This window comes from Shinella sp. GW821-FHT10F02 (genome assembly GCF_058809275.1).
Map to the genome: position 1 here is coordinate 607,961 of NZ_JBXASL010000002.1, position 17,779 is coordinate 625,739.

Here is a 17,779-nt window from a genome sequence, read left to right on the forward strand (position 1 = left end):
CAACACGCGCCGCAGGCGCCAAGACCGGAAGGTTTTTCCATGACGTCTCCCTGGCCCGACATCGGCACGCCGCTCGACCGTGTTTTCACCCCCATGCCCGTGATTGATGAAGACCGGCTCGCCGCCAACATCCGCCGCGCGCAGGCCTATTTCGACGAGCACGGCAAGGCCTTCCGCCCGCATATCAAGACGCACAAGATCGTCGCGGTGGCCGAGGCACAGCGGGCGGCGGGCGCCGTCGGCATCAATTGCCAGAAGATCAGCGAGGCGGAGGTTTTCGCCGATGCCGGCTTCGAGGATATCCTGATCACCTACAACATTCTCGGCGCGGCGAAGCTGGCGCGGCTGCGCGCCCTGCACGAGCGAGTGGCCCACCTCAGCGTGGTGGCCGACAGCGCGACGACCGTCGACGGCCTCGCCAGCGCCTTCGATGCCGCCCGACCGCTGACCGTGCTTGTCGAATGCGATACGGGCGGCCGGCGCTGCGGCGTGCAGACGCCCGAGGCGGCGACGGAACTGGCGGTGCGCATCGCAGCCGCCCCCGCTCTCCGCTTCGGCGGCATCCTCACTTATCCGGCACCGGGTGGCGCAACGGCGGTGGAAGCCTTCATGGCCGGGACCATGGCCCTGCTCACCGCCAAGGGCATCGACTGCCCGGTGCGCTCCAGCGGCGGCTCGCCAGACCTTTGGAAGGCCCATCTCGTGCCCTCCGCCACGGAGCACCGCGCGGGAACCTATGTCTACAACGACCGCAGCATGGTGCGCGCCGGCCATTGCACGCGCGGCGACCTCGCCATGCATATCCTCGCCACCATCGTCTCGCGCCCGGCGGAAGACCGGGCGGTGCTCGATGCCGGCTCCAAGGCGCTGACCTCCGACCTGCTCGGCTTCAGCGATTTCGGCGAAATCGAAGGCTACGAGGGTGCGCGCATCGTCTCGCTTTCGGAAGAACATGCCGTGGTCGACATCGGCGATTGCCGGAAGGCCTTTCCCGCCATCGGCAGCGTGGTGCATATCGTGCCCAACCACACCTGCGTCGTCAGCAACCTTTTCGACTGCATGGTCTTCCACCGCAACGGCGTCGTCACCCGCGTGGAGGACGTCGCCGCGCGCGGAACGGTGTGGTGAGCTAGACAAGAAGCATCGAAGGAGAAACGCCCATGGCTGAAAACGACGCCCCCTTTTTCATCGAGGATACAGACGAGGACGAAATTTCCTCCGATGTCGCAGGCATCGGCAACCTGCTCGCCACCACGCATATCCCCTTGCGCGCCGATGGCTCACTGGAGACGGGCGATATCCGCACGCAGAGCATCGCCACGCTGGAGAGCCTGAAAAGCTCGTTGGAAAAGGCCGGCAGCAGCCTCGCCGACGTGATCCACCTGACGATCTATCTGACGGACATCGCGGAGCGCCCGGCCTTCAACGAGGTCTACTGCGCCTATTTCAAGAAACCCTATCCCGTCCGCTGCGCCGTCGGCGTCGCGGCACTCGCCGATCCGGAGATGCGGGTGGAGGTGACGGCGCTCGCGGCCCGGCGCCGGTAACCCCGAGCGTGGCAGGGTGCGCCGTCGACCGGGCGGCGCGCTTGCCTTCGGCGCGGGGCAAGCCAATATCTCGGCGCGTTTCAGCGCGTTCATATTTTCTATAAAATTAGTATATTTCAGAAAGCCGTGCCTGCACCGCCGCGTTGACCTTTGTTATCCCTATGGACATCCGGGGTCTCAAGCGGAGCGGACACGATGAATGCGCATGCCGAAAACACTCTTTTCACCACACGCGATACGCCGGTGATCGATCATCCGGCCGATGCCGACCACCTGAAGGCAGCGCTGCGCACGCTGGGCGGCGGCGTCAGCATCATCACGGCGGGCGAGGGCGAGGCCCGCACCGGCGCCACCGTCACCTCGGCGACGGCGCTTTCCGTCGAGCCGGCCCGCATGCTCGTCTCCCTCAACCGTTCCTCCTCCACCTGGCCCGTCGTCGAACGCTTCGGCCATCTAGGCATCAACATCGTCGGCGCCGAGCACGAGGCGCTCGCCAACCAGTTCGCCGGCCGCGGCGGCCTGCGCGGTGCCGAACGCTACCGCGGCGGCGAATGGACCACAGCCATCAGCGGCGCGCCGCTGCTCGTCGATGCGGTGGCGGCGATCGACTGCGTCGTGGAAGAAGCCATCGAGCGGCACAGCCATATCATCGTCATCGGCAAGGTGCTGGCGATCCGCATCGGCAACGGCCATTCCCTGCTCTACCAGGACGGACGCTATCATGCCGTGTCCCGCTAAGGGCTGAGCCGGCCACCCAAACCAGCAATCTCTACTGCCATGACCCGCCGCGGGCGGGACCGCGAACCTATGGCCTGAAAAGGCCCTTCGAGATGAAGCGAAAGGAAACGAGATGACACGCAAGATCAGGCTTGGCGCATTTCTTCCCGGCGGCGGCCAGCACGTCGCCTCCTGGCGGCATCCCGACCAGCCGGCCGACGGGGCGACCAGCTTCGAATTCCACAAGCGGCTGGCGCTCACCGCCGAACGCGGCCTGTTCGACGCCTATTTCCTCGCCGACAATCTCGCCATCGGCTTTGGCGGCGCCCGCGAAGGCGGCAATGCCCGCATCGCGGGCTTCGAGCCGGTAACGCTGTTTTCCGCGCTAGCACCCTTCACCAAAAACCTCGGCTTCATCGCCACGGCCTCCACGACCTACGAGGAGCCCTACAACACGGCGCGCAAATTCGCCTCGCTGGACCTGATCTCGGGCGGCCGCGCCGGCTGGAACGTCGTCACCACGACCGGCGACCCGACCGCGCAGAATTTCAACCGCGAGACCCAGCTTCCGCACGCCGCGCGCTATCGCCGCGCCGCCGAGCATGTCGACGTGGTCAAGAAGCTCTGGGACAGCTTCGAGGACGACGCGTTCCTCCGCGACAAGGAAAGCGGCGTCTTCTACGACCAGGAGAAGCTGCACGAGAGCGAGCACCGCGGCGAGCATTTCCAGGTGCGCGGACCGCTCAACATCGCCCGCTCGCCGCAGGGCCATCCGGTCATCGTACAGGCCGGCCAATCGGATGACGGCCGCGGGCTTGCCGCCGCCACGGCGGAAGTGATCTTCACCGCCCACCAGCACATCGGGACGGCGCAGGAATTCTACCGTGACATCAAGGCGCGCGCCCGCGGCCTCGGCCGCAACCCGGACCATATCCTCATTATGCCCGGCGTCTCCGCCTTCGTCGGCCGCACGCTGGAGGAGGCACGCGAGAAATACGATCGCCTAACCGCGCTGATCGTCGAGGAGGACGGCGTCGGCCTGCTCAATGGCCTGACCGGGGGCACGCTGGATCTCCGTGGCTACGATCTGGACGGCCCGCTGCCGCCCGCACCGCCGACCGAAGGCATGAAGAGCCGCCAGGCGCTGATCCGCCAGATCGCCGACGAGAACAATTTCACCATCCGCCAGCTCTACCAGTGGATCGCATCGGCCCGTGGCCACTACACGATCGTCGGCACGCCCGAGACGATCGTCGATACGCTCCAGGAATGGTTCGAGAACGAGGCCGCCGACGGCTTCAACATCCTGCCGCCATGGCTGCCGACCGCGCTCGATGATTTCGTCGATCTGGTCATCCCAGAGCTTCAGCGCCGCGGGCTCTTCCGCACGGAATACGAGGGCACGACGCTGCGCGAAAACCTCGGCCTGCCGTTCCCCGTCAATCGCTGGGCCGGCGCCCGTTCGGCCGCCCAGGCCGCCGAATAGGGAGGCGTCGATGTCCTACGAAAACGTCAACTCCACGCTCGGCGCCGATTTTCGCCTGCGGCCCAGCGCCACGCCGCGTTTCGCCAGCCAGGTGCAAGCGTTCGTGTCGCCGCTCCTCGCCCGCTACGGCATCGTGCTGGGCTTCCTCGCGCTCTGGCAGATTGCGAGCACGCAGGGCTGGGTCAACCCCTCCGTCTTCCCGCCGCTCGACCTCATTCTTTCCGCTTTGTGGGACAGTCTTGCGAGCGGCGCGCTGCTCGATGATATCGCCATCAGCCTACAGCGCTCCGGCATCGCCTTTGCCGCCGCCGTGGTGATCGGCATCCCGCTCGGCCTCGTCATGGGCCAGGCGCGCATCGTCGAACAGGCGCTCGATCCGCTGCTGCAGTTCTTCCGCCAGACATCGGCGCTCGCACTCTACCCGGTCTTCATCCTGCTGCTCGGCCTTGGTGAAACCTCAAAGGTCTTCGTCATCTTCTGGGCGACGCTCTTCCCGATCCTGCTGGCGACGATCGGCGGCGTGAAGGAGGTCGATACAAAACTCGTCGAAATGGCCCGCACTTATGGCGCCGGCCGCCTGACGATCTTCCGCCGCGTCGTGCTGCCGGCTTCCGTGCCGGCGATCTTCGTGGGCCTGCGCCTCTCCGCCACCACGGCGCTGCTGCTGCTGATTGCCGCCGAGATGATCGGTGCCAACAAGGGCATCGGCTTTCAGGTGATGAACGCCCAGTACAATTTCCAGATCCCGCTGATGTTTGCCGCGATCCTGCTGCTGGCGCTTCTCGGCCTCGTTGCCAATGCGGTGCTCGTTCTCCTCCAGCGCAGGCTCTGCCGCTGGGCGCAGCCGAACGCCTGATCCCTTACCCTCTTTGTCAAAGGACACCGCCATGACCTTCCATTCGCGAAAGCTTTTCCTCTCCGCAGCCTTCCTTCTCGGCTTTGCCGGCGCCGCCTCGGCGGAAGACGTCAACCTGCGCTACCTCGCCAGCCAAGGTGGCCTGACCGCCCATGAACTCGCCGCCGAACTCGGCTATTTCGATGGAACGGGCATCACCATCGAGAATGTCGGTTATGCGGCCGGCGGCCCCGCCTCGCTGATCGCGCTCGCCTCCGGCGACGTGGAAATCGGCAGCGCGGCGACCTCCGCCGTGCTCAACGCCATCATCAGCGGCAACGACTTCGTCGCGGCCTACCCGTCGAACGGCATCAATGACGAGGTCCAGTCGATCTTCTACGTGCTGGAAGACAGCCCGATCAAGGATATCAAGGACATTGCCGGCAAGAGCATTGCCGTCAACACGCTGGGCGCCCATCTCGACTACACGATCCGCGAGGCGCTGCATTCGGTCGGCCTGCCGACGGACGGCGCCAACCAGGTCGTCGTGCCAGGTCCGCAGCTGGAACAGGTGCTGCGTTCCGGCCAGGTCGACATTTCCGCCTTCGGCTACTGGCAGACGACGTTCGAGGGCGCAGCGCGGAAGACCGGCGGCCTGCGCGCGATCTTCGACGATACGGACGTGCTCGGCGAGATCGCCGGCGGCTTCGTCGTGCTGAGCCGCGATTTCGTCAAGGCGCATCCGGAAGCGGCAAAGACCTTCGTGGAACAGTCCGCCCGCGCGCTCGACTATGCCCGCGAACACCCGGAAGAAACCCGCCAGGTCTTTGCAAAAGCCTTGAAGGAACGCGGTGAAAACCCGGACATCGCACAATATTTCCGCGGTTACGGCGTGCGCGCCGGCGGTCTCCCGGTCGAGCGGGACGTGCAGTTCTGGATCGACGTGCTGGTGCGCGAGGGCAAGCTGAAGGAAGGCCAGCTCGCAGCCAAGGACGTGCTCTATTCGCCTGACACAGCCACGAACTGAGGCGCGACCATGAGCCTCGCGCCCGCAACGCTCCGCGGAGAGGTGACGATCCGTCACCTCTCGAAATCCTTCACCCTCGATGGCCGCCCGCTGCCGGTTCTGGCCGACGTCAACCTGCAGGTCCGCTCCGGCGAAAGCCTCGCCATCGTCGGCGCCAGTGGCTCCGGCAAGACGACGCTGCTGCGCATCCTCGCCGGGCTCGACGATGCCGATAGCGGCGAGGTTCTGATCGATGGCCGGGCCGTCAAGGGCGTCGGGTCGGAACGGGCCGTCATCTTTCAGGAGCCGCGCCTGCTGCCCTGGCTGACCGTGCTCGAAAACGTCGCCTTCGGCCTCGATACCCGCGGCGTGAGCCGGCAGGAGGCGAGAAGCCGCGCGCGGCGTTACGTCCAGCTCGTCGGGCTGCAATCCTTCGAGAACGCCTATCCCCGCCAGCTTTCCGGCGGCATGGCGCAGCGCGTCGGCATTGCCCGGGCACTTGCCGTCCAGCCGGAAATCCTGCTGCTCGACGAGCCGCTCGGCGCGCTCGACGCCATGACGAAGATCAGTATGCAGCAGGAACTGACCCGCATCTGGCGCGACGAGGACGTGACGACCATCCTCGTCACCCACGACCTGGAAGAGGCGATCTACCTTGCCGACCGCATCCTCATCCTGCCGCGCGAGAAGAACGCCGAGCCGCGGCTGATCGAGATCGACCTGCCGCGCCCGCGCGACCGCAGTTCGCCGGAATTCGTGCGCCACCGCGAGGAATTGCTCCGCCTCTTCGGCCTGCATTGAAGGTGGCATTTGACCCTGCCCGCTCCGGCCGATAGACGAACGTCATCCGGCCGGAGCGGGCTTTTTCGCGCCCGGTCGACGGACAACCTTTCGACGGGGATCCCATGACCGATCTTTTCGACGCCGCACCGCGCACCGGCTCCATGCCGCTCGCGGCCGAATTGCGCCCGGCGACGCTGGACGACGTGATCGGGCAGGAGAAGATCATCGGCGAGGGATCGATGCTGCGGCGGCGCATCGCGGCCGGCCGGCTCGGCAGCATCATCCTCTACGGTCCGCCCGGCCTCGGCAAGACGTCGATCGCGCGCGCCATTGGCAACATGCTGGGCAAGAGTTTCCGGCCGCTGCACGCCGCGCACAACAACGTCGCCGACATCCGCAAGATCGCCGACGAGGCGCGCATGCGTCCGACGCTGCTCTTCGCGGACGAGGTGCACCGCTTCAGCGCGACGCAGCAGGACCATCTGCTGGCGCTCTGCGAGGAGGGTGTCGCCGACTTCATCGGCGCCACGACCGGAAACCCCTATCACACACTGACGCCGGCGCTCATCTCGCGCTCGACCATCCTCAAGCTGGAGCCGCTCGCCATCGAGGAGATGGAAGAGGTCGTGCGCCGCGGCCTCAGCCATCTGGCGGAGCGCGGCATCCCGGTTGTGCTGGAGCCCGCCATGCTGCGCCGTATAGCCGGGCGCTCCGGCGGTGATGCGCGCCGGGCGCTGACGGTGCTGGAAAGCCTCGCGGTCGGGCACGCGCCGGGCAAGCCGGTCGTCATCACCGAGGCGATGATCGAGGAGGCCTATGCGGCAGCACCCGTCAACCATGACCGGTCGGGCGACGCGCATTACGACGTGGTCTCGGCCTTCGTGAAGTCGATGCGCGGCTCCGATCCCGATGCGACGCTCTACTGGCTGGCGCGGCTGATCCATGGCGGCGAAGACCCGCGCTACATTGCCCGCCGCATCATGATCCACGCCTCGGAGGATGTCGGCCTTGCCGATAACACGGCGCTCCAGACGGCCGTCGCGGCGCTGCATGCCGTGGAGAAGATCGGTTATCCCGAAGCGCAGATCATCCTCGCCCATGCAGCACTGCACGTCGCGCGGGCACCAAAATCGAACTCCGCCTGCCGCGGCATCTCGTTGGCGCTCGCCCATGTGGCGAAGGAAGCGCCGTCGTCCGTGCCGATGCATCTGCGCGATGCGCATTACAAGGGCGCGGCCGCCCTCGGCCATGTCGGCTACGCCTTTCCGCATGATGACGGGCGTGGCTGGAGCGAGCAAACCTATGCGCCGGATGTGTCGCGCGGCAGCTTCTACCAGAGCGACGCCCGCGATGCGGCGACCTTCGAGCGGCGCGCCGACGAACATTGGGACCAGGTGACCGGCCGGCCGACGCCGCGCCGGTTCGGACGCTAAGCCTCGGTAAGGCCCGCCCGCACGCGATTGACGACCGTCCAGACGAGCAGCACGCAGGCCATCGGCTGGATATGCCAGGTCCAGGGCGGCAGCGTGCCGAAGCCCGCGACGAGCGCCCCGAGCGCGCCAAAAAGCAGCGCCCGGTCGCTCTTGCCCATCGGCCCCTCGTAGCTGCGCCCGTTGCCATGGGCGACGCCGAGCACGCCGGCAAATTCCGTCAGCGTCGCGAGAAAGACGATGGCCATGAACCATGGCAGGGAAAATGGCGCCACCAGCGCGAAGGGGATGTAGAGCACGGCATCGGAAACCACATCGGTAATCTCGTTGAGATAACCGCCGAGCGGGCTCTTTTGACCGTGTTCGCGCGCCAGCATGCCGTCCACCGCATTGAAGGCCATGCGCAGGAACATCCAGACCGGCACGAGCGCGAAGAGCGCGGGCGCGGGGTTCACGACGAGGAGTGCGCCGATCGCCACCGAGACGACCGCGGCGATCAAAGTCACCTGGTTGGCGGTGACGCCCATGGCTGCCAGCCGGCCGACTAGCGGGCGAAGCATATTCTGGAAGGACGATTTCAGTTTATAGATCGACATGAAAGCTCGAATCCGCTCGATTGCGCTCAACAAATGCAGACGCAACGCCATGAAATCAACTGCAAACATGGCGTCTCATCCGTATAGGTGGGGTGAGTTGTGCATGGGAGAGGGACAGAATGATTGAATCGGCGTTTGCGAGCCATGATGGCGTGGAGCTTTTCTACCGCGCCTGGCCCGCCCGTTCCGGCACCGCGAAGGGCGCGATCGTGCTTTTGCACCGCGGCCACGAGCATGGCGGCCGGGTGGCGCATCTCGTCGAGGAACTCGGGCTCGACGATTTCGCCTTCTACGCCTGGGATGCCCGCGGCCACGGCCGGTCGCCCGGCGAACGCGGTTATTCACCCTCCTTCGCCCATTCGGTGCGCGATCTCGACTGCTTCGTGCGCCATATCAGCGAGACCGGCGGCTTCGCGACGCATCAGATCGCCCTCGTCGCCCAGAGTGTCGGCGCCGTGCTGGCGTCCACCTGGGTGCACGACTATGCGCCGCATATCCGCGCGCTGGTGCTCGCCTCGCCGGCCTTCGATGTGAAGCTCTACGTGCCCTTCGCCAAGGAGGGCATCGCGCTCTGGCAGAAGCTCAAGGGCACGTTCTTCGTCAATTCCTACGTCAAGGCGCGTTTCCTGACGCATGATCCTGCGCGCATCGCCTCATTCGAGAGCGACTCGCTGATCACCCGCCCCATCGCCTCCAACATCCTGCTGGAGCTATACGAGGCCGCAGACCGCGTGGTCGCCGATGCGCGCGCCATCACGGTGCCGACGCAGCTTCTCATCTCCGGCAGCGACTTCGTCGTGCGCCACGCGCCGCAGCACCGGTTCTTCGAAAACCTCGGCAGCACGATCAAGGAACGCCACGTCCTGCCCGGCTTCTACCACGACACGCTCGGGGAAAAGGACCGCGCCAAGGCGCTGGAGAAAGTGCGCGCCTTCCTCACCGCGCGTTTTGCCGAGCCGCCGGTGGTGGCGGATATCCGGCAGGCGCATCTTTCCGGCTATACCCGCGACGAGGCCGACCGGCTGGCGACGCCGCTTTCTCTCTTCTCCGCGCGCGGGCTCTATTGGGCGATGACGCGCGCCTCGATCCGCTTTGGTGGCCTCTTCTCCAAGGGCATCGAGACGGGCGTGAAAACCGGCTTCGATTCCGGCTCGACGCTGGATTATGTCTATGAGGACGAGGCGCGCGGGCTCGGACCGGGCGGCCGGCTGATCGACCGGCAGTTCCTCGATGCAATCGGCTGGCGCGGCATCCGCCAGCGCAAGGTCCATCTGCAAGAGCTGATCGGCACGGCACTGTCGCGGCTCAAGGCGGAGGGTAAGCCGTTGCGCGTGCTCGACATCGCCGCCGGCCACGGGCGCTACGTGCTCGATGCGGTGGCGGCATCCGAGGCCAAGCCGGAAAACATCCGCCTGCAGGATTATTCGCCGATCAACGTGGAGAAGGGCACGGCGCTGATTGCCGAGCGCGGCTTGCGGGACGTCGCCGCCTTCCATCGGGCGGACGCCTTCGACGGAGAGGGGCTGGCGGCCACCGATCCGCGGCCGACGCTCGCCATCGTCTCCGGCCTCTACGAACTCTTCCCGGACAATGCCCTGATCGAGGCTTCGCTTGCTGGCCTCGCGCGGGCGCTGGAGCCCGGATCGCTGCTGATCTATACCGGCCAGCCCTGGCATCCGCAGCTCGAAATGATCGCCCGCGCGCTCACCTCGCATCGCGGCGGCGAGGCCTGGATCATGCGCCGGCGCACCCAGCAGGAGATGGACCAGCTCGTCGCTGCCGCCGGCTTCCGCAAGATCGAGCAGCGCATCGACAAATGGGGTATCTTCACCGTGTCGCTGGCCGAGCGCGTCTGAGGCGAGCATGGGGGAGGGCGTCGCATCCGTTCCAGCCGTCGACCGCCGCGCGGTTTTCCGCGCTGCGGCCCTGTGGCTCGTCTTTCTGGCACCGTTCTTCTACCTGACTTACGGCACGGCGAACTGGCTGGCGTCGCAGAGGACCGACGTGCCGAACCTCGCCTTCAGCTGGGAAAAGCATATTCCCTTCATCGCCTGGACGATCCTGCCCTATTGGTCGATCAACGCCTTCTATGCGCTGTCGCTCTTCGTCAACGACACGCCAACGGAGGTCGGCCGGCTGGCCCGGCGGTATCTGACGGCGCAGGTCGTCGCCGTCCTGTGCTTCATCGCCTTCCCCTTGCAGGCGATCTTCGTGCGGCCCGAGACGCATGGGCTGCCCGGCTTCATGTTCGACGTGCTCGGCGGCTTCGACAAGCCGTTCAACCAGGCGCCGTCGCTGCATATCGCGCTGCTCGTCATCATCTGGGATCACTGGCGCGTGCGGCTGCGCGGCAAGGTGCTCGCTCTGTGGCATGTCTGGTGCCTGCTGATCGGCGCTTCCGTGCTGACAACCTGGCAGCACCACGCCATCGACATCCCGACCGGCGCGCTGCTCGGCCTCTTCGCGCTCTGGCTTTTCCCCGCGGACAAACCTTCGCCACTCGCCGGCTTCCGCCGGACAGAGGATGCGAAGGCGTGGCGCCTCGCGACCTACTACGCCGCCGGCGCCGCGGCCTTCCTTCTCCTGACCGTGCTCGCGACGCTGGATTTCGGGGCAGGCCTGCTGCTGCTCTGGCCGTCGCTCGCACTCGCCATCGTCGCGGCCGGTTATGCCGGCGCCAGTGTCGGTGTTTTCCAGAAGCGAGCGGATGGCCGCATCAGCCTTGCAAGCCGCTGGCTGCTCTTGCCCTACCGGCTCGGCGCGCGCGCAAATGTCCGGTGGTGGACGCGGCGGCTTCCGGCGGCGGTCGAGATCGCGGACGGCGTCTTCCTCGGCCGGGTTCCGAACCGTAGCGAGCTTTCCACCTACGCCGCCGTCATCGACATGGCGGCGGAGCTGCCGGGCGTCGTGGCCCCCGGCCTCGCCTGGCATGCCTTCCCGACGCTGGATCTGCTCCCCGTCCCCGCCGCGCGCATCCGCGAAGCGGCCGTTGCGGTGGAAGAGACCCGGCGGCACGGCCCGGTCCTCATCTGCTGCGCGCTCGGCTTCCAGCGCAGCGTCGTCGTCGCGGCCTGCTGGCTGATCCGGTCCGGCCTTGCGACCGGTGGTGCCGCGGCCGTCGCCCAGATCAAGGCCACCGGGCGCCCCGTGCATATCGCGCTCGAAACCTATGGCGTCATCGAAGAGGCGGCACGATGACGGAATGGAGCGTGCTGACGGCCGATGCGACCCGCCGCCTGCGGCGCAATGGTTTCATTGGTGGGTCGATAGCCCTGCTGATCCTCGCCATCGCCCCGCCGACGGCCGGTGCGCATGGTTTTGCCGCGCCGCTCGCCTGGTGGCTGCTGCTCGCCTTCTGCCTAATGCCGCTCGCCCTGTCGGTCCACCTGCTGTTCGATGCCGCCCTGTTCCGGCTCGCCGGGTCGCATGACGGGGAGGCCGTTGGTCTCGCCGCCATCGACGATGTGCTAGCTCGCATGGGGCTTCGCGCCCGCGACGGCGCGCCGGCACCGTTGGCCACGCGCCTTGCAGGCTGCCGCCGGCTCCTCTGGCTGCAACGCATATCGCTGCTCATCGCCGTGGTGCTCTACGCCATCCTGCTCATCGACGCGGCAGATGGAGCCTGCCTATGCTGAGCGGTGCCGGCGCCTCCGTCCTACAGGTCGTGTCCGGTGCGGCCCTTGCCGGCCTTGCCCGCATCGTCACCGGCGTGCGGCCGATCTGGGCCGGATCGGCGCCGACCGGCCGGCAGCGCATCTATTTCGCCAACCATGCAAGTCATGGCGATTTCATCCTGGTCTCGACATGCCTGCCGCCCGGCGAGCGCGCCCGCACCGCCGCCGTCGCCGGAGCGGACTATTGGAATGCCGGCCGCATCCGTCGCGTCATCGCGAAAAAACTGCTGCGCACGGTCCTCGTCGAGCGCAACTGGGTGGAGCGCACGGCCGATCCGATGCAGGTGATGCTCGACGCGCTTGCAGCCGGCGAATCGCTGATCTTCTTTCCCGAGGGCACGCGCAACATGACGGAGGAGCCGCTGCTGCGCTTCCGCTCCGGCCTCTACAATCTCGCGCTCGCCCGCCCGGATGTCGAACTCGTGCCTTGCTGGATCGAGAACATGTCGCGCGTTTTGCCCAAAGGCGCCGTGCTGCCGGTGCCGCTGCTCTGCCGCGTCGTCTTTGGCGCGCCACTCACCTTGGAAGAGGGAGAGGACCGCAAGCTCTTTCTCGACCGCGCCCGCCAGTCCCTTCTCCTGCTCGCGCCGCAAAAGGATGTTCACCGATGAGCGACGACACCACCCGCCTCTTCCTGGGCCTCGTCGCCGTGCTCGTGACGGCGAGCCTCGTCGCCGGTGTCCTGTCCTACCGCAGCGAAAAGCCACTGCCGGCGACGCTCGACAATCTCAACGCCCGCATAAAAGCCTGGTGGATCATGGTGGCGGGCATCAGCGTCGCCTTCCTGTTCGGCACTGGCGGCGTTATCCTGCTCTTCGCCTTCGTCTCCTTCGCGGCCCTTCGCGAATACGTCACCCTCACCAACACGCGCCATGCCGACCGCTGGACGCTGCTCGGTATGTTCCTGATCGTCATCCCGGCGCAATATTACCTGATCTGGATCGACTGGTACGGGCTCTATTCGATCTTCGTGCCGGTCTACTGCTTCCTCGCCATGCCCGCGCTGACTGCCATTCGCGGCGACACGTCCCGCTTCCTCGAACGGGTCAGCGAGCAGCAATGGGGCATCATGCTGTCGGTCTATTGCATCAGCCATGTGCCCGCGCTGGTGACGCTGCCTATCCCCGGCAACGAGGGCCGCGGCCTGCTCCTGATCGCCTTCCTGATCGCCACCGTCCAGGGCAGCGACGTGCTGCAATACATTTTTGGAAAGCTCTTCGGACGCCACAAGATCGCGCCTAATGTCTCGCCATCGAAAACCTGGGAAGGCCTGATCGGCGGCATCCTGAGCGCCTCGGCGCTGGGCGCCGGCCTCTACTGGCTGACACCCTTTTCGCCGCTCGAAGCGGGCGCGCTTGCGGGTCTCGCCTGCATCATGGGCTTCTTCGGTGGCCTCGTCGCTTCTGCCATCAAACGCGACCGCGGCGTGAAGGACTGGGGCCACATGATCGAGGGCCACGGCGGCATGCTCGACCGCGCCGACAGCCTCGTCTTCGCAGCTCCCGTCTTCTTCCACATCGTGCGCTACGCCTGGACGTAAGCGCCTACCAGCGCTTCGGCATGGGGGCCAGCGGGCCGAGGCTGTCGAGATAGGCGGATGCCGCGCCGTTCTCGTAGGTTGTCAGCGCGACATTGCGGTCGCGGAAGGATTTCAGCACCTGGCCGAGGCCGTTGGCGCCTTCCGCGCGCACTTGGCGCACCAGGCCGAGATCGATGGTGATCGGGAAGATTTCCGTGACCTGGCCGCACTGGTGCACGACCGTGCCGGTGGGATCGGCGACGAGCGAACGGCCGACGCCGCCGGCATCGAGGCCGTTCACGTCGACGATGTAGCAGGAGAACATCACCGCCGTCGCCTGCACGATGGCGAGTTCGGCCTGGCGGTCCGTCGTGCCGGTCAGCACGGGGTGGATGAGCACTTCGACACCCGCCGAGGTCAGCGTGCGCGTCGTCTCAGGGAACCAAATGTCGTAGCAGATCGACAGGCCGAAGCGGCCGATCTCCGGCACGTCGAAAATCAGGAATTCGCTGCCGCCGGTCACGCCCGCCTCGAAGGGCATGAAGGGGAACATCTTGTCGTAGCGCCCGACGATCTCGCCCTGCGGATTGATGACGACGGCGTGATTGTAGGTCTTGCCTTCGCGCTGAACGAAGAACGTGCCGGGAATTATCCAGACCCGGTGTTTGGCCGCCAGCGCCTGGAAGACCGCCTCGTCGGCAAGCGGGTCCGCCGCCGCGCAGGCATGCAGCGGGCCGTGCATGGCGAGTTCGGAAAAGACGATCATGTCGGTGCCCGGATAGAGCGCCATGGTCTTTTCCACCTGGATCGTCATGGCCGGTATGTTGCGGCCGGTGATCGGCACCGCCATCTGGATGCCGGCGATCATGAAGCGGGTATTGTCCCGCCGGCCGGTGGGGGCCGGCATTGCGCTTGGGTCGGAAAGGGGGCCTGACATGATATCCAGTTCTCGGTGGGATTATTTGCTCGTGCGGGTGGCGGAGCGCGTGGGCACGCCGCGCGGCGGCGTCGACACGAGGTCGTCGAAGGCCACGCCCCGGTAGGGCTTGCTCGACTTCAGCACGATATAGCTCGAAAGGTTGCCGATCTTCGGACCGAGCTTCAAAAGCTCGTCGGACAGCATCTGGTAGGAGGCGATGTCGGGGCAGACGAAGCGCACGAGATAATCGATCGGGCCGCTGACCTTGGTGCATTCCACCACGTAGCGCATATCCTCGACCATGCTCTCGAAGACCTGGAAATCCTCCAGCCCATGGCTGTTCAGCGTCACCGCGGCGATGACATCGACATGCCGGCAGACCTTCGCCAGGTCGATGCTCGCATGGTAGCTGTTGATGACACCGGCCTTCTCGAGCCGCTTGACGCGCTGCAAGCAAGGGCTCGGCGAAAGGCCCACGGCATCGGCCAGTTCCTGGTTCGTCACGCGCGCATTGGCCTGAAGACATGCCAGAATACGCAGATCGATCTGATCGAGCCGGATCGACCCGTCTTCATCCTTCATTCACTCGCCCCCTGCCGCCTGGACCGAGCCATGCTTCTTCTCGATGAGCGTGGCCCGACAGCCTCAAACCATAAGGATACGTTTGTTCCAACCCTGTCAAGCCGACCTCCCGGCGCGGTTTTCGGGCCTTTATCCGTCGCTCGGCACTGACGACAAATACTGTCGCCAGGGCTACCGCGCTCAGCAGCAAGTGTCGCAAGACGACAGAAATACGGCAGCACCTTTGCCGACCCCGGCGCTACAGTTGTGCCATTGGGGAGACATCGGAGGGGGAACGATGGCGTCGTCTATCCTGGAACAAATCACACGCAAGAAGCCGGTCGCCCGGCTGGTGGCCGATACGTCGGGCGCAGGCGACGGGCATGGCCATCTCGGCCGCTCGATCACGCTGTTCCAACTGATCATGTTCGGCGTCGGCGCGACGATCGGCACTGGTATCTTCTTCGTGCTCAGCGAACAGGTGCCGGTCGCCGGGCCCGCGGTCGTGCTGTCCTTCATCATCGCGGCGGTCGCGGCTGGCCTATCGGCCCTCTGCTATGCGGAGATGAGCTCGATGATCCCGGTGTCGGGCTCCTCCTATTCCTACGCCTATGCCACGCTCGGCGAGGGCGTCGCCTTCTTCGTCGCCGCCTGCCTGGTGCTGGAATACGGCATCTCGGCCGCAGCGGTCGCGGTCGGCTGGGCCGAATATGTCGAGAAGCTTCTCGCCAACCTCACCGGCATCGTGCTGCCGGGCTGGATGACCAAGGGGCCGATCACCGTCGTTGACGGCGACCATCCCTTCGCCATGGCCTTCTTCGCGGAAGGCTCCGGCCTCATCAACCTGCCGGCCGTCATCCTGGTGGCGCTCTGCTGCGTGCTGCTGTTGCGCGGCGCCAAGGAATCGGCCCGCGCCAACGCTATCATGGTGATGGTCAAGCTGGCGGTGCTCGCTCTCTTCATCGTCATCGCCGGCAGCGCCTTCAACAGCGCGAACTTCACGCCCTTCTTCAACGATAGCGGCTTCAACGGCGTCCAGGCCGCGGCGGCATCCATCTTCTTCACCTTCGTCGGTCTCGATGCGGTTTCGACAGCGGGTGAGGAAGTGGTCAATCCGCGGCGCAACCTGCCGATCGCCATCATCTCGGCCCTCGTCATCGTCACCGGCTTTTATGTGCTGGTGGCGCTGGCCGCCCTTGGCGTGCAGCCGGCCACCGCCTTCGAGGGGCAGGAAGCGGGCCTCGCCACCATCCTGCAGAACCTGACGGGTGCCGCCTGGCCGGCAAATCTGCTTGCCGCCGGCGCGGTGATCTCGATCTTCTCGGTCACGCTCATCGTGCTCTACGGCCAGTCGCGCATCCTCTTCGCAGTCTCGCGCGACGGGTTGCTGCCGTCGATCTTCCACAGGGTCGATCCGCGCAGCATGACGCCGGTCGCCTGCACCATCATCGTCGCGGTCTTCGTCTCGCTGATCGCCGCCTTCGTGCCGTCCGGCCTGCTCTGGGACCTGACGAGCATGGGCACGCTCACCGCCTTCACCGTGGTCTCGGCCGGCGTGCTGATCCTGCGCTATACGCAGCCGGACATGCCGCGCGGCTACCGTGTGCCCTTCGGCCCCGTGCTACCGGTGCTCAGCATCCTCGCCTGCCTCTACCTCATCCTGAAACTGAGCTCGATGGTCTATGCCATCACCGGCATCTGGGTGGCGATCGCGGCACTCGTCTACTTCACCTATTCGGCCCGCAACTCCCGGCTTGAAAAGCCGGATGGCATCGGCGAGGCGGCGGAATGAAGTACTTTGTCGGTTTTTCCGCCGACCAGGGCGGGCAGGAGGCGCTTGCGCTCGGCGCGGTGCTGGCCCGCTCCTGCAAGGCAACGCTGACGGTCTGCACCGTCACGCCGGATACCTGGGGCCACCCGTCGCCGGCCCGTGTCGACGGCGAATACGGCGCCTTCCTGCAACAACACACGGCGCAAGCCCAGGCCGCGGCAAAAGCCTCGCTCCCCGCCGACGTTCCGGCGGAGTTCCTGACCGTCTCCGCCTCGTCCGCCCGCGAGGGCCTGATGCGCGCCGCCGCCGAGGCGGGTGCTGATTGCCTCGTGCTCGGCTCGGCCCGCGAGGCCCCGCTCGGCCGTTTCGGCGAGGGTGGCGTGACGACAGAACTGCTGCGCTCCGCTCATCTGCCGATCGCAGTGGCACCACACGGTTATGCGGCGGGACCGGACACCCGCGTCAGCCGGCTGAGCGGCGCCTTTTCCGGCGCTGCTTCCTCGCCCGGCATGGTCGCGCGCAGCGTGGCGCTGGCGCGGGATTTCGGCGTGCCGCTCCGGCTCGTCACCTTCGTGGTGCGTGACAAGCAGATGTACCCGACGGGCGCCGGCTACGACGCGGAACAGTTCGTCTCCAACGTGCTGCGCGAACAGGCGCGCTCGGCGCAGGTCGCACTGCTCACCGGGCAGGATCGGCCGGAAAACCTTTCCGCCGAGATCGCCGACGGGCCGACCTGGAAGGCGGCATTCGAGTCGCTCCCCTGGGAGGATGGCGAACTTCTGGTGCTCGGTTCCAGCAAGCTCGGGCCGATCCTGCGCGTCTTCCTCGGTTCGAATGCCCGCAAGATCGTGCACAATGCGCCGGTGCCCTGCCTGATCCTGCCGCGCGCCGAGGAATAATCGAAAAGGGGTATTTCAGGCCCTCGGACAAGTCCC

General features: G+C 66.3%; 18 protein-coding genes. 15 read left to right on the forward strand and 3 right to left on the reverse strand.

Annotated elements, in window-relative coordinates:
• Nucleotides 1-39 precede the first annotated feature (39 nt).
• From AC1RWL_RS08680 to AC1RWL_RS08715, 8 genes are all read left to right on the forward strand, one after another.
• Nucleotides 40-1,128, forward strand: a complete 1,089-nt coding sequence (locus tag AC1RWL_RS08680) for a D-TA family PLP-dependent enzyme (RefSeq protein WP_493094288.1) — start codon at nucleotides 40-42, stop codon at nucleotides 1,126-1,128.
• 32 nt (nucleotides 1,129-1,160) lie between these two features.
• Nucleotides 1,161-1,547, forward strand: a complete 387-nt coding sequence (locus AC1RWL_RS08685) for a RidA family protein (protein WP_493094289.1) — start codon at nucleotides 1,161-1,163, stop codon at nucleotides 1,545-1,547.
• A gap of 195 nt (nucleotides 1,548-1,742) precedes the next feature.
• Entirely contained in the window at nucleotides 1,743-2,285 is a 543-nt protein-coding gene (locus AC1RWL_RS08690; protein WP_493094290.1) for a flavin reductase family protein, read from the forward strand.
• 112 nt (nucleotides 2,286-2,397) lie between these two features.
• On the forward strand, nucleotides 2,398-3,750 hold the full coding sequence (locus AC1RWL_RS08695; protein ID WP_439617499.1) for an LLM class flavin-dependent oxidoreductase: 1,353 nt from the start codon (nucleotides 2,398-2,400) through the stop codon (nucleotides 3,748-3,750).
• A gap of 10 nt (nucleotides 3,751-3,760) precedes the next feature.
• Nucleotides 3,761-4,606 carry an ABC transporter permease gene (locus AC1RWL_RS08700; RefSeq protein WP_256116924.1) on the forward strand — a complete coding sequence of 282 codons (846 nt, stop codon included), beginning with the start codon at nucleotides 3,761-3,763 and terminating at the stop codon, nucleotides 4,604-4,606.
• A gap of 31 nt (nucleotides 4,607-4,637) precedes the next feature.
• Nucleotides 4,638-5,612 carry an ABC transporter substrate-binding protein gene (locus AC1RWL_RS08705; RefSeq protein WP_493094291.1) on the forward strand — a complete coding sequence of 325 codons (975 nt, stop codon included), beginning with the start codon at nucleotides 4,638-4,640 and terminating at the stop codon, nucleotides 5,610-5,612.
• A 9-nt stretch (nucleotides 5,613-5,621) separates the two neighbouring features.
• On the forward strand, nucleotides 5,622-6,392 hold the full coding sequence (locus tag AC1RWL_RS08710) for an ABC transporter ATP-binding protein (protein WP_256116922.1): 771 nt from the start codon (nucleotides 5,622-5,624) through the stop codon (nucleotides 6,390-6,392).
• Between the two features lie 104 nt (nucleotides 6,393-6,496).
• Nucleotides 6,497-7,807 (forward strand): replication-associated recombination protein A, encoded by a 1,311-nt coding sequence (locus tag AC1RWL_RS08715; protein WP_493094292.1) that lies wholly within the window; start codon nucleotides 6,497-6,499, stop codon nucleotides 7,805-7,807.
• Here the strand turns inward: AC1RWL_RS08715 and AC1RWL_RS08720 are convergent.
• Nucleotides 7,804-8,400, reverse strand: coding sequence for a CDP-alcohol phosphatidyltransferase family protein (locus AC1RWL_RS08720; RefSeq protein ID WP_435265950.1), 597 nt, complete (start codon nucleotides 8,398-8,400; stop codon nucleotides 7,804-7,806). The genes AC1RWL_RS08715 and AC1RWL_RS08720 overlap by 4 nt on opposite strands.
• Nucleotides 8,401-8,519: 119 nt before the next feature.
• On the opposite strand from AC1RWL_RS08720, the gene AC1RWL_RS08725 reads away from it, so the two are divergent.
• Genes AC1RWL_RS08725 through AC1RWL_RS08745 form a run of 5 tightly spaced genes read left to right on the forward strand, consistent with a single transcriptional unit; the run spans nucleotide 8,520 to nucleotide 13,614 of the window.
• Nucleotides 8,520-10,256 (forward strand): bifunctional alpha/beta hydrolase/class I SAM-dependent methyltransferase, encoded by a 1,737-nt coding sequence (locus tag AC1RWL_RS08725; protein ID WP_493094293.1) that lies wholly within the window; start codon nucleotides 8,520-8,522, stop codon nucleotides 10,254-10,256.
• 7 nt (nucleotides 10,257-10,263) lie between these two features.
• On the forward strand, nucleotides 10,264-11,598 hold the full coding sequence (locus tag AC1RWL_RS08730; RefSeq protein WP_493094294.1) for a phosphatase PAP2/dual specificity phosphatase family protein: 1,335 nt from the start codon (nucleotides 10,264-10,266) through the stop codon (nucleotides 11,596-11,598).
• Nucleotides 11,595-12,035 carry a hypothetical protein gene (locus tag AC1RWL_RS08735; protein ID WP_493094295.1) on the forward strand — a complete coding sequence of 147 codons (441 nt, stop codon included), beginning with the start codon at nucleotides 11,595-11,597 and terminating at the stop codon, nucleotides 12,033-12,035. The genes AC1RWL_RS08730 and AC1RWL_RS08735 overlap by 4 nt, the downstream gene beginning before the upstream one ends.
• Nucleotides 12,029-12,685: a lysophospholipid acyltransferase family protein gene (locus AC1RWL_RS08740; protein ID WP_493094296.1), complete on the forward strand. Its 657-nt coding sequence runs from the start codon at nucleotides 12,029-12,031 to the stop codon at nucleotides 12,683-12,685. The genes AC1RWL_RS08735 and AC1RWL_RS08740 overlap by 7 nt, the downstream gene beginning before the upstream one ends.
• Complete coding sequence (locus AC1RWL_RS08745; protein WP_439625080.1) at nucleotides 12,682-13,614, forward strand: phosphatidate cytidylyltransferase; 933 nt, start codon at nucleotides 12,682-12,684, stop codon at nucleotides 13,612-13,614. Before AC1RWL_RS08740 ends, AC1RWL_RS08745 begins: the two co-directional genes overlap by 4 nt.
• 4 nt (nucleotides 13,615-13,618) lie before the next feature.
• Here AC1RWL_RS08745 and AC1RWL_RS08750 read toward each other — a convergent pair whose 3' ends face one another.
• Nucleotides 13,619-14,500 carry a carbon-nitrogen hydrolase family protein gene (locus AC1RWL_RS08750; protein WP_493158319.1) on the reverse strand — a complete coding sequence of 294 codons (882 nt, stop codon included), beginning with the start codon at nucleotides 14,498-14,500 and terminating at the stop codon, nucleotides 13,619-13,621.
• Nucleotides 14,501-14,551: 51 nt separating this feature from the next.
• The gene (locus AC1RWL_RS08755; protein ID WP_493094298.1) at nucleotides 14,552-15,094 is read right to left on the reverse strand and encodes an Lrp/AsnC family transcriptional regulator; all 543 of its coding nucleotides are present in this window, start codon (nucleotides 15,092-15,094) and stop codon (nucleotides 14,552-14,554) included.
• Nucleotides 15,095-15,371: 277 nt separating this feature from the next.
• Between AC1RWL_RS08755 and AC1RWL_RS08760 the strand changes: the two genes are divergently transcribed.
• Nucleotides 15,372-16,865 carry an APC family permease gene (locus AC1RWL_RS08760; RefSeq protein ID WP_493094299.1) on the forward strand — a complete coding sequence of 498 codons (1,494 nt, stop codon included), beginning with the start codon at nucleotides 15,372-15,374 and terminating at the stop codon, nucleotides 16,863-16,865.
• The gene (locus AC1RWL_RS08765) at nucleotides 16,862-17,743 is read left to right on the forward strand and encodes a universal stress protein (RefSeq protein WP_493094300.1); all 882 of its coding nucleotides are present in this window, start codon (nucleotides 16,862-16,864) and stop codon (nucleotides 17,741-17,743) included. Before AC1RWL_RS08760 ends, AC1RWL_RS08765 begins: the two co-directional genes overlap by 4 nt.
• The last annotated feature ends 36 nt before the right edge of the window (nucleotides 17,744-17,779 follow it).

What these genes read in the sequence shown, in the direction of transcription:
- AC1RWL_RS08680 (WP_493094288.1), top strand. Translation starts at nt 40, where the DNA reads ATGACGTCTCCCTGGCCCGACATCGGCACGCCGCTCGACCGTGTTTTC.
- AC1RWL_RS08685 (WP_493094289.1), top strand. Translation starts at nt 1,161, where the DNA reads ATGGCTGAAAACGACGCCCCCTTTTTCATCGAGGATACAGACGAGGAC.
- AC1RWL_RS08690 (WP_493094290.1), top strand. Translation starts at nt 1,743, where the DNA reads ATGAATGCGCATGCCGAAAACACTCTTTTCACCACACGCGATACGCCG.
- AC1RWL_RS08695 (WP_439617499.1), top strand. Translation starts at nt 2,398, where the DNA reads ATGACACGCAAGATCAGGCTTGGCGCATTTCTTCCCGGCGGCGGCCAG.
- AC1RWL_RS08700 (WP_256116924.1), top strand. Translation starts at nt 3,761, where the DNA reads ATGTCCTACGAAAACGTCAACTCCACGCTCGGCGCCGATTTTCGCCTG.
- AC1RWL_RS08705 (WP_493094291.1), top strand. Translation starts at nt 4,638, where the DNA reads ATGACCTTCCATTCGCGAAAGCTTTTCCTCTCCGCAGCCTTCCTTCTC.
- AC1RWL_RS08710 (WP_256116922.1), top strand. Translation starts at nt 5,622, where the DNA reads ATGAGCCTCGCGCCCGCAACGCTCCGCGGAGAGGTGACGATCCGTCAC.
- AC1RWL_RS08715 (WP_493094292.1), top strand. Translation starts at nt 6,497, where the DNA reads ATGACCGATCTTTTCGACGCCGCACCGCGCACCGGCTCCATGCCGCTC.
- AC1RWL_RS08720 (WP_435265950.1), bottom strand. Translation starts at nt 8,400, where the DNA reads ATGTCGATCTATAAACTGAAATCGTCCTTCCAGAATATGCTTCGCCCG.
- AC1RWL_RS08725 (WP_493094293.1), top strand. Translation starts at nt 8,520, where the DNA reads ATGATTGAATCGGCGTTTGCGAGCCATGATGGCGTGGAGCTTTTCTAC.
- AC1RWL_RS08730 (WP_493094294.1), top strand. Translation starts at nt 10,264, where the DNA reads ATGGGGGAGGGCGTCGCATCCGTTCCAGCCGTCGACCGCCGCGCGGTT.
- AC1RWL_RS08735 (WP_493094295.1), top strand. Translation starts at nt 11,595, where the DNA reads ATGACGGAATGGAGCGTGCTGACGGCCGATGCGACCCGCCGCCTGCGG.
- AC1RWL_RS08740 (WP_493094296.1), top strand. Translation starts at nt 12,029, where the DNA reads ATGCTGAGCGGTGCCGGCGCCTCCGTCCTACAGGTCGTGTCCGGTGCG.
- AC1RWL_RS08745 (WP_439625080.1), top strand. Translation starts at nt 12,682, where the DNA reads ATGAGCGACGACACCACCCGCCTCTTCCTGGGCCTCGTCGCCGTGCTC.
- AC1RWL_RS08750 (WP_493158319.1), bottom strand. Translation starts at nt 14,500, where the DNA reads ATGCCGGCCCCCACCGGCCGGCGGGACAATACCCGCTTCATGATCGCC.
- AC1RWL_RS08755 (WP_493094298.1), bottom strand. Translation starts at nt 15,094, where the DNA reads ATGAAGGATGAAGACGGGTCGATCCGGCTCGATCAGATCGATCTGCGT.
- AC1RWL_RS08760 (WP_493094299.1), top strand. Translation starts at nt 15,372, where the DNA reads ATGGCGTCGTCTATCCTGGAACAAATCACACGCAAGAAGCCGGTCGCC.
- AC1RWL_RS08765 (WP_493094300.1), top strand. Translation starts at nt 16,862, where the DNA reads ATGAAGTACTTTGTCGGTTTTTCCGCCGACCAGGGCGGGCAGGAGGCG.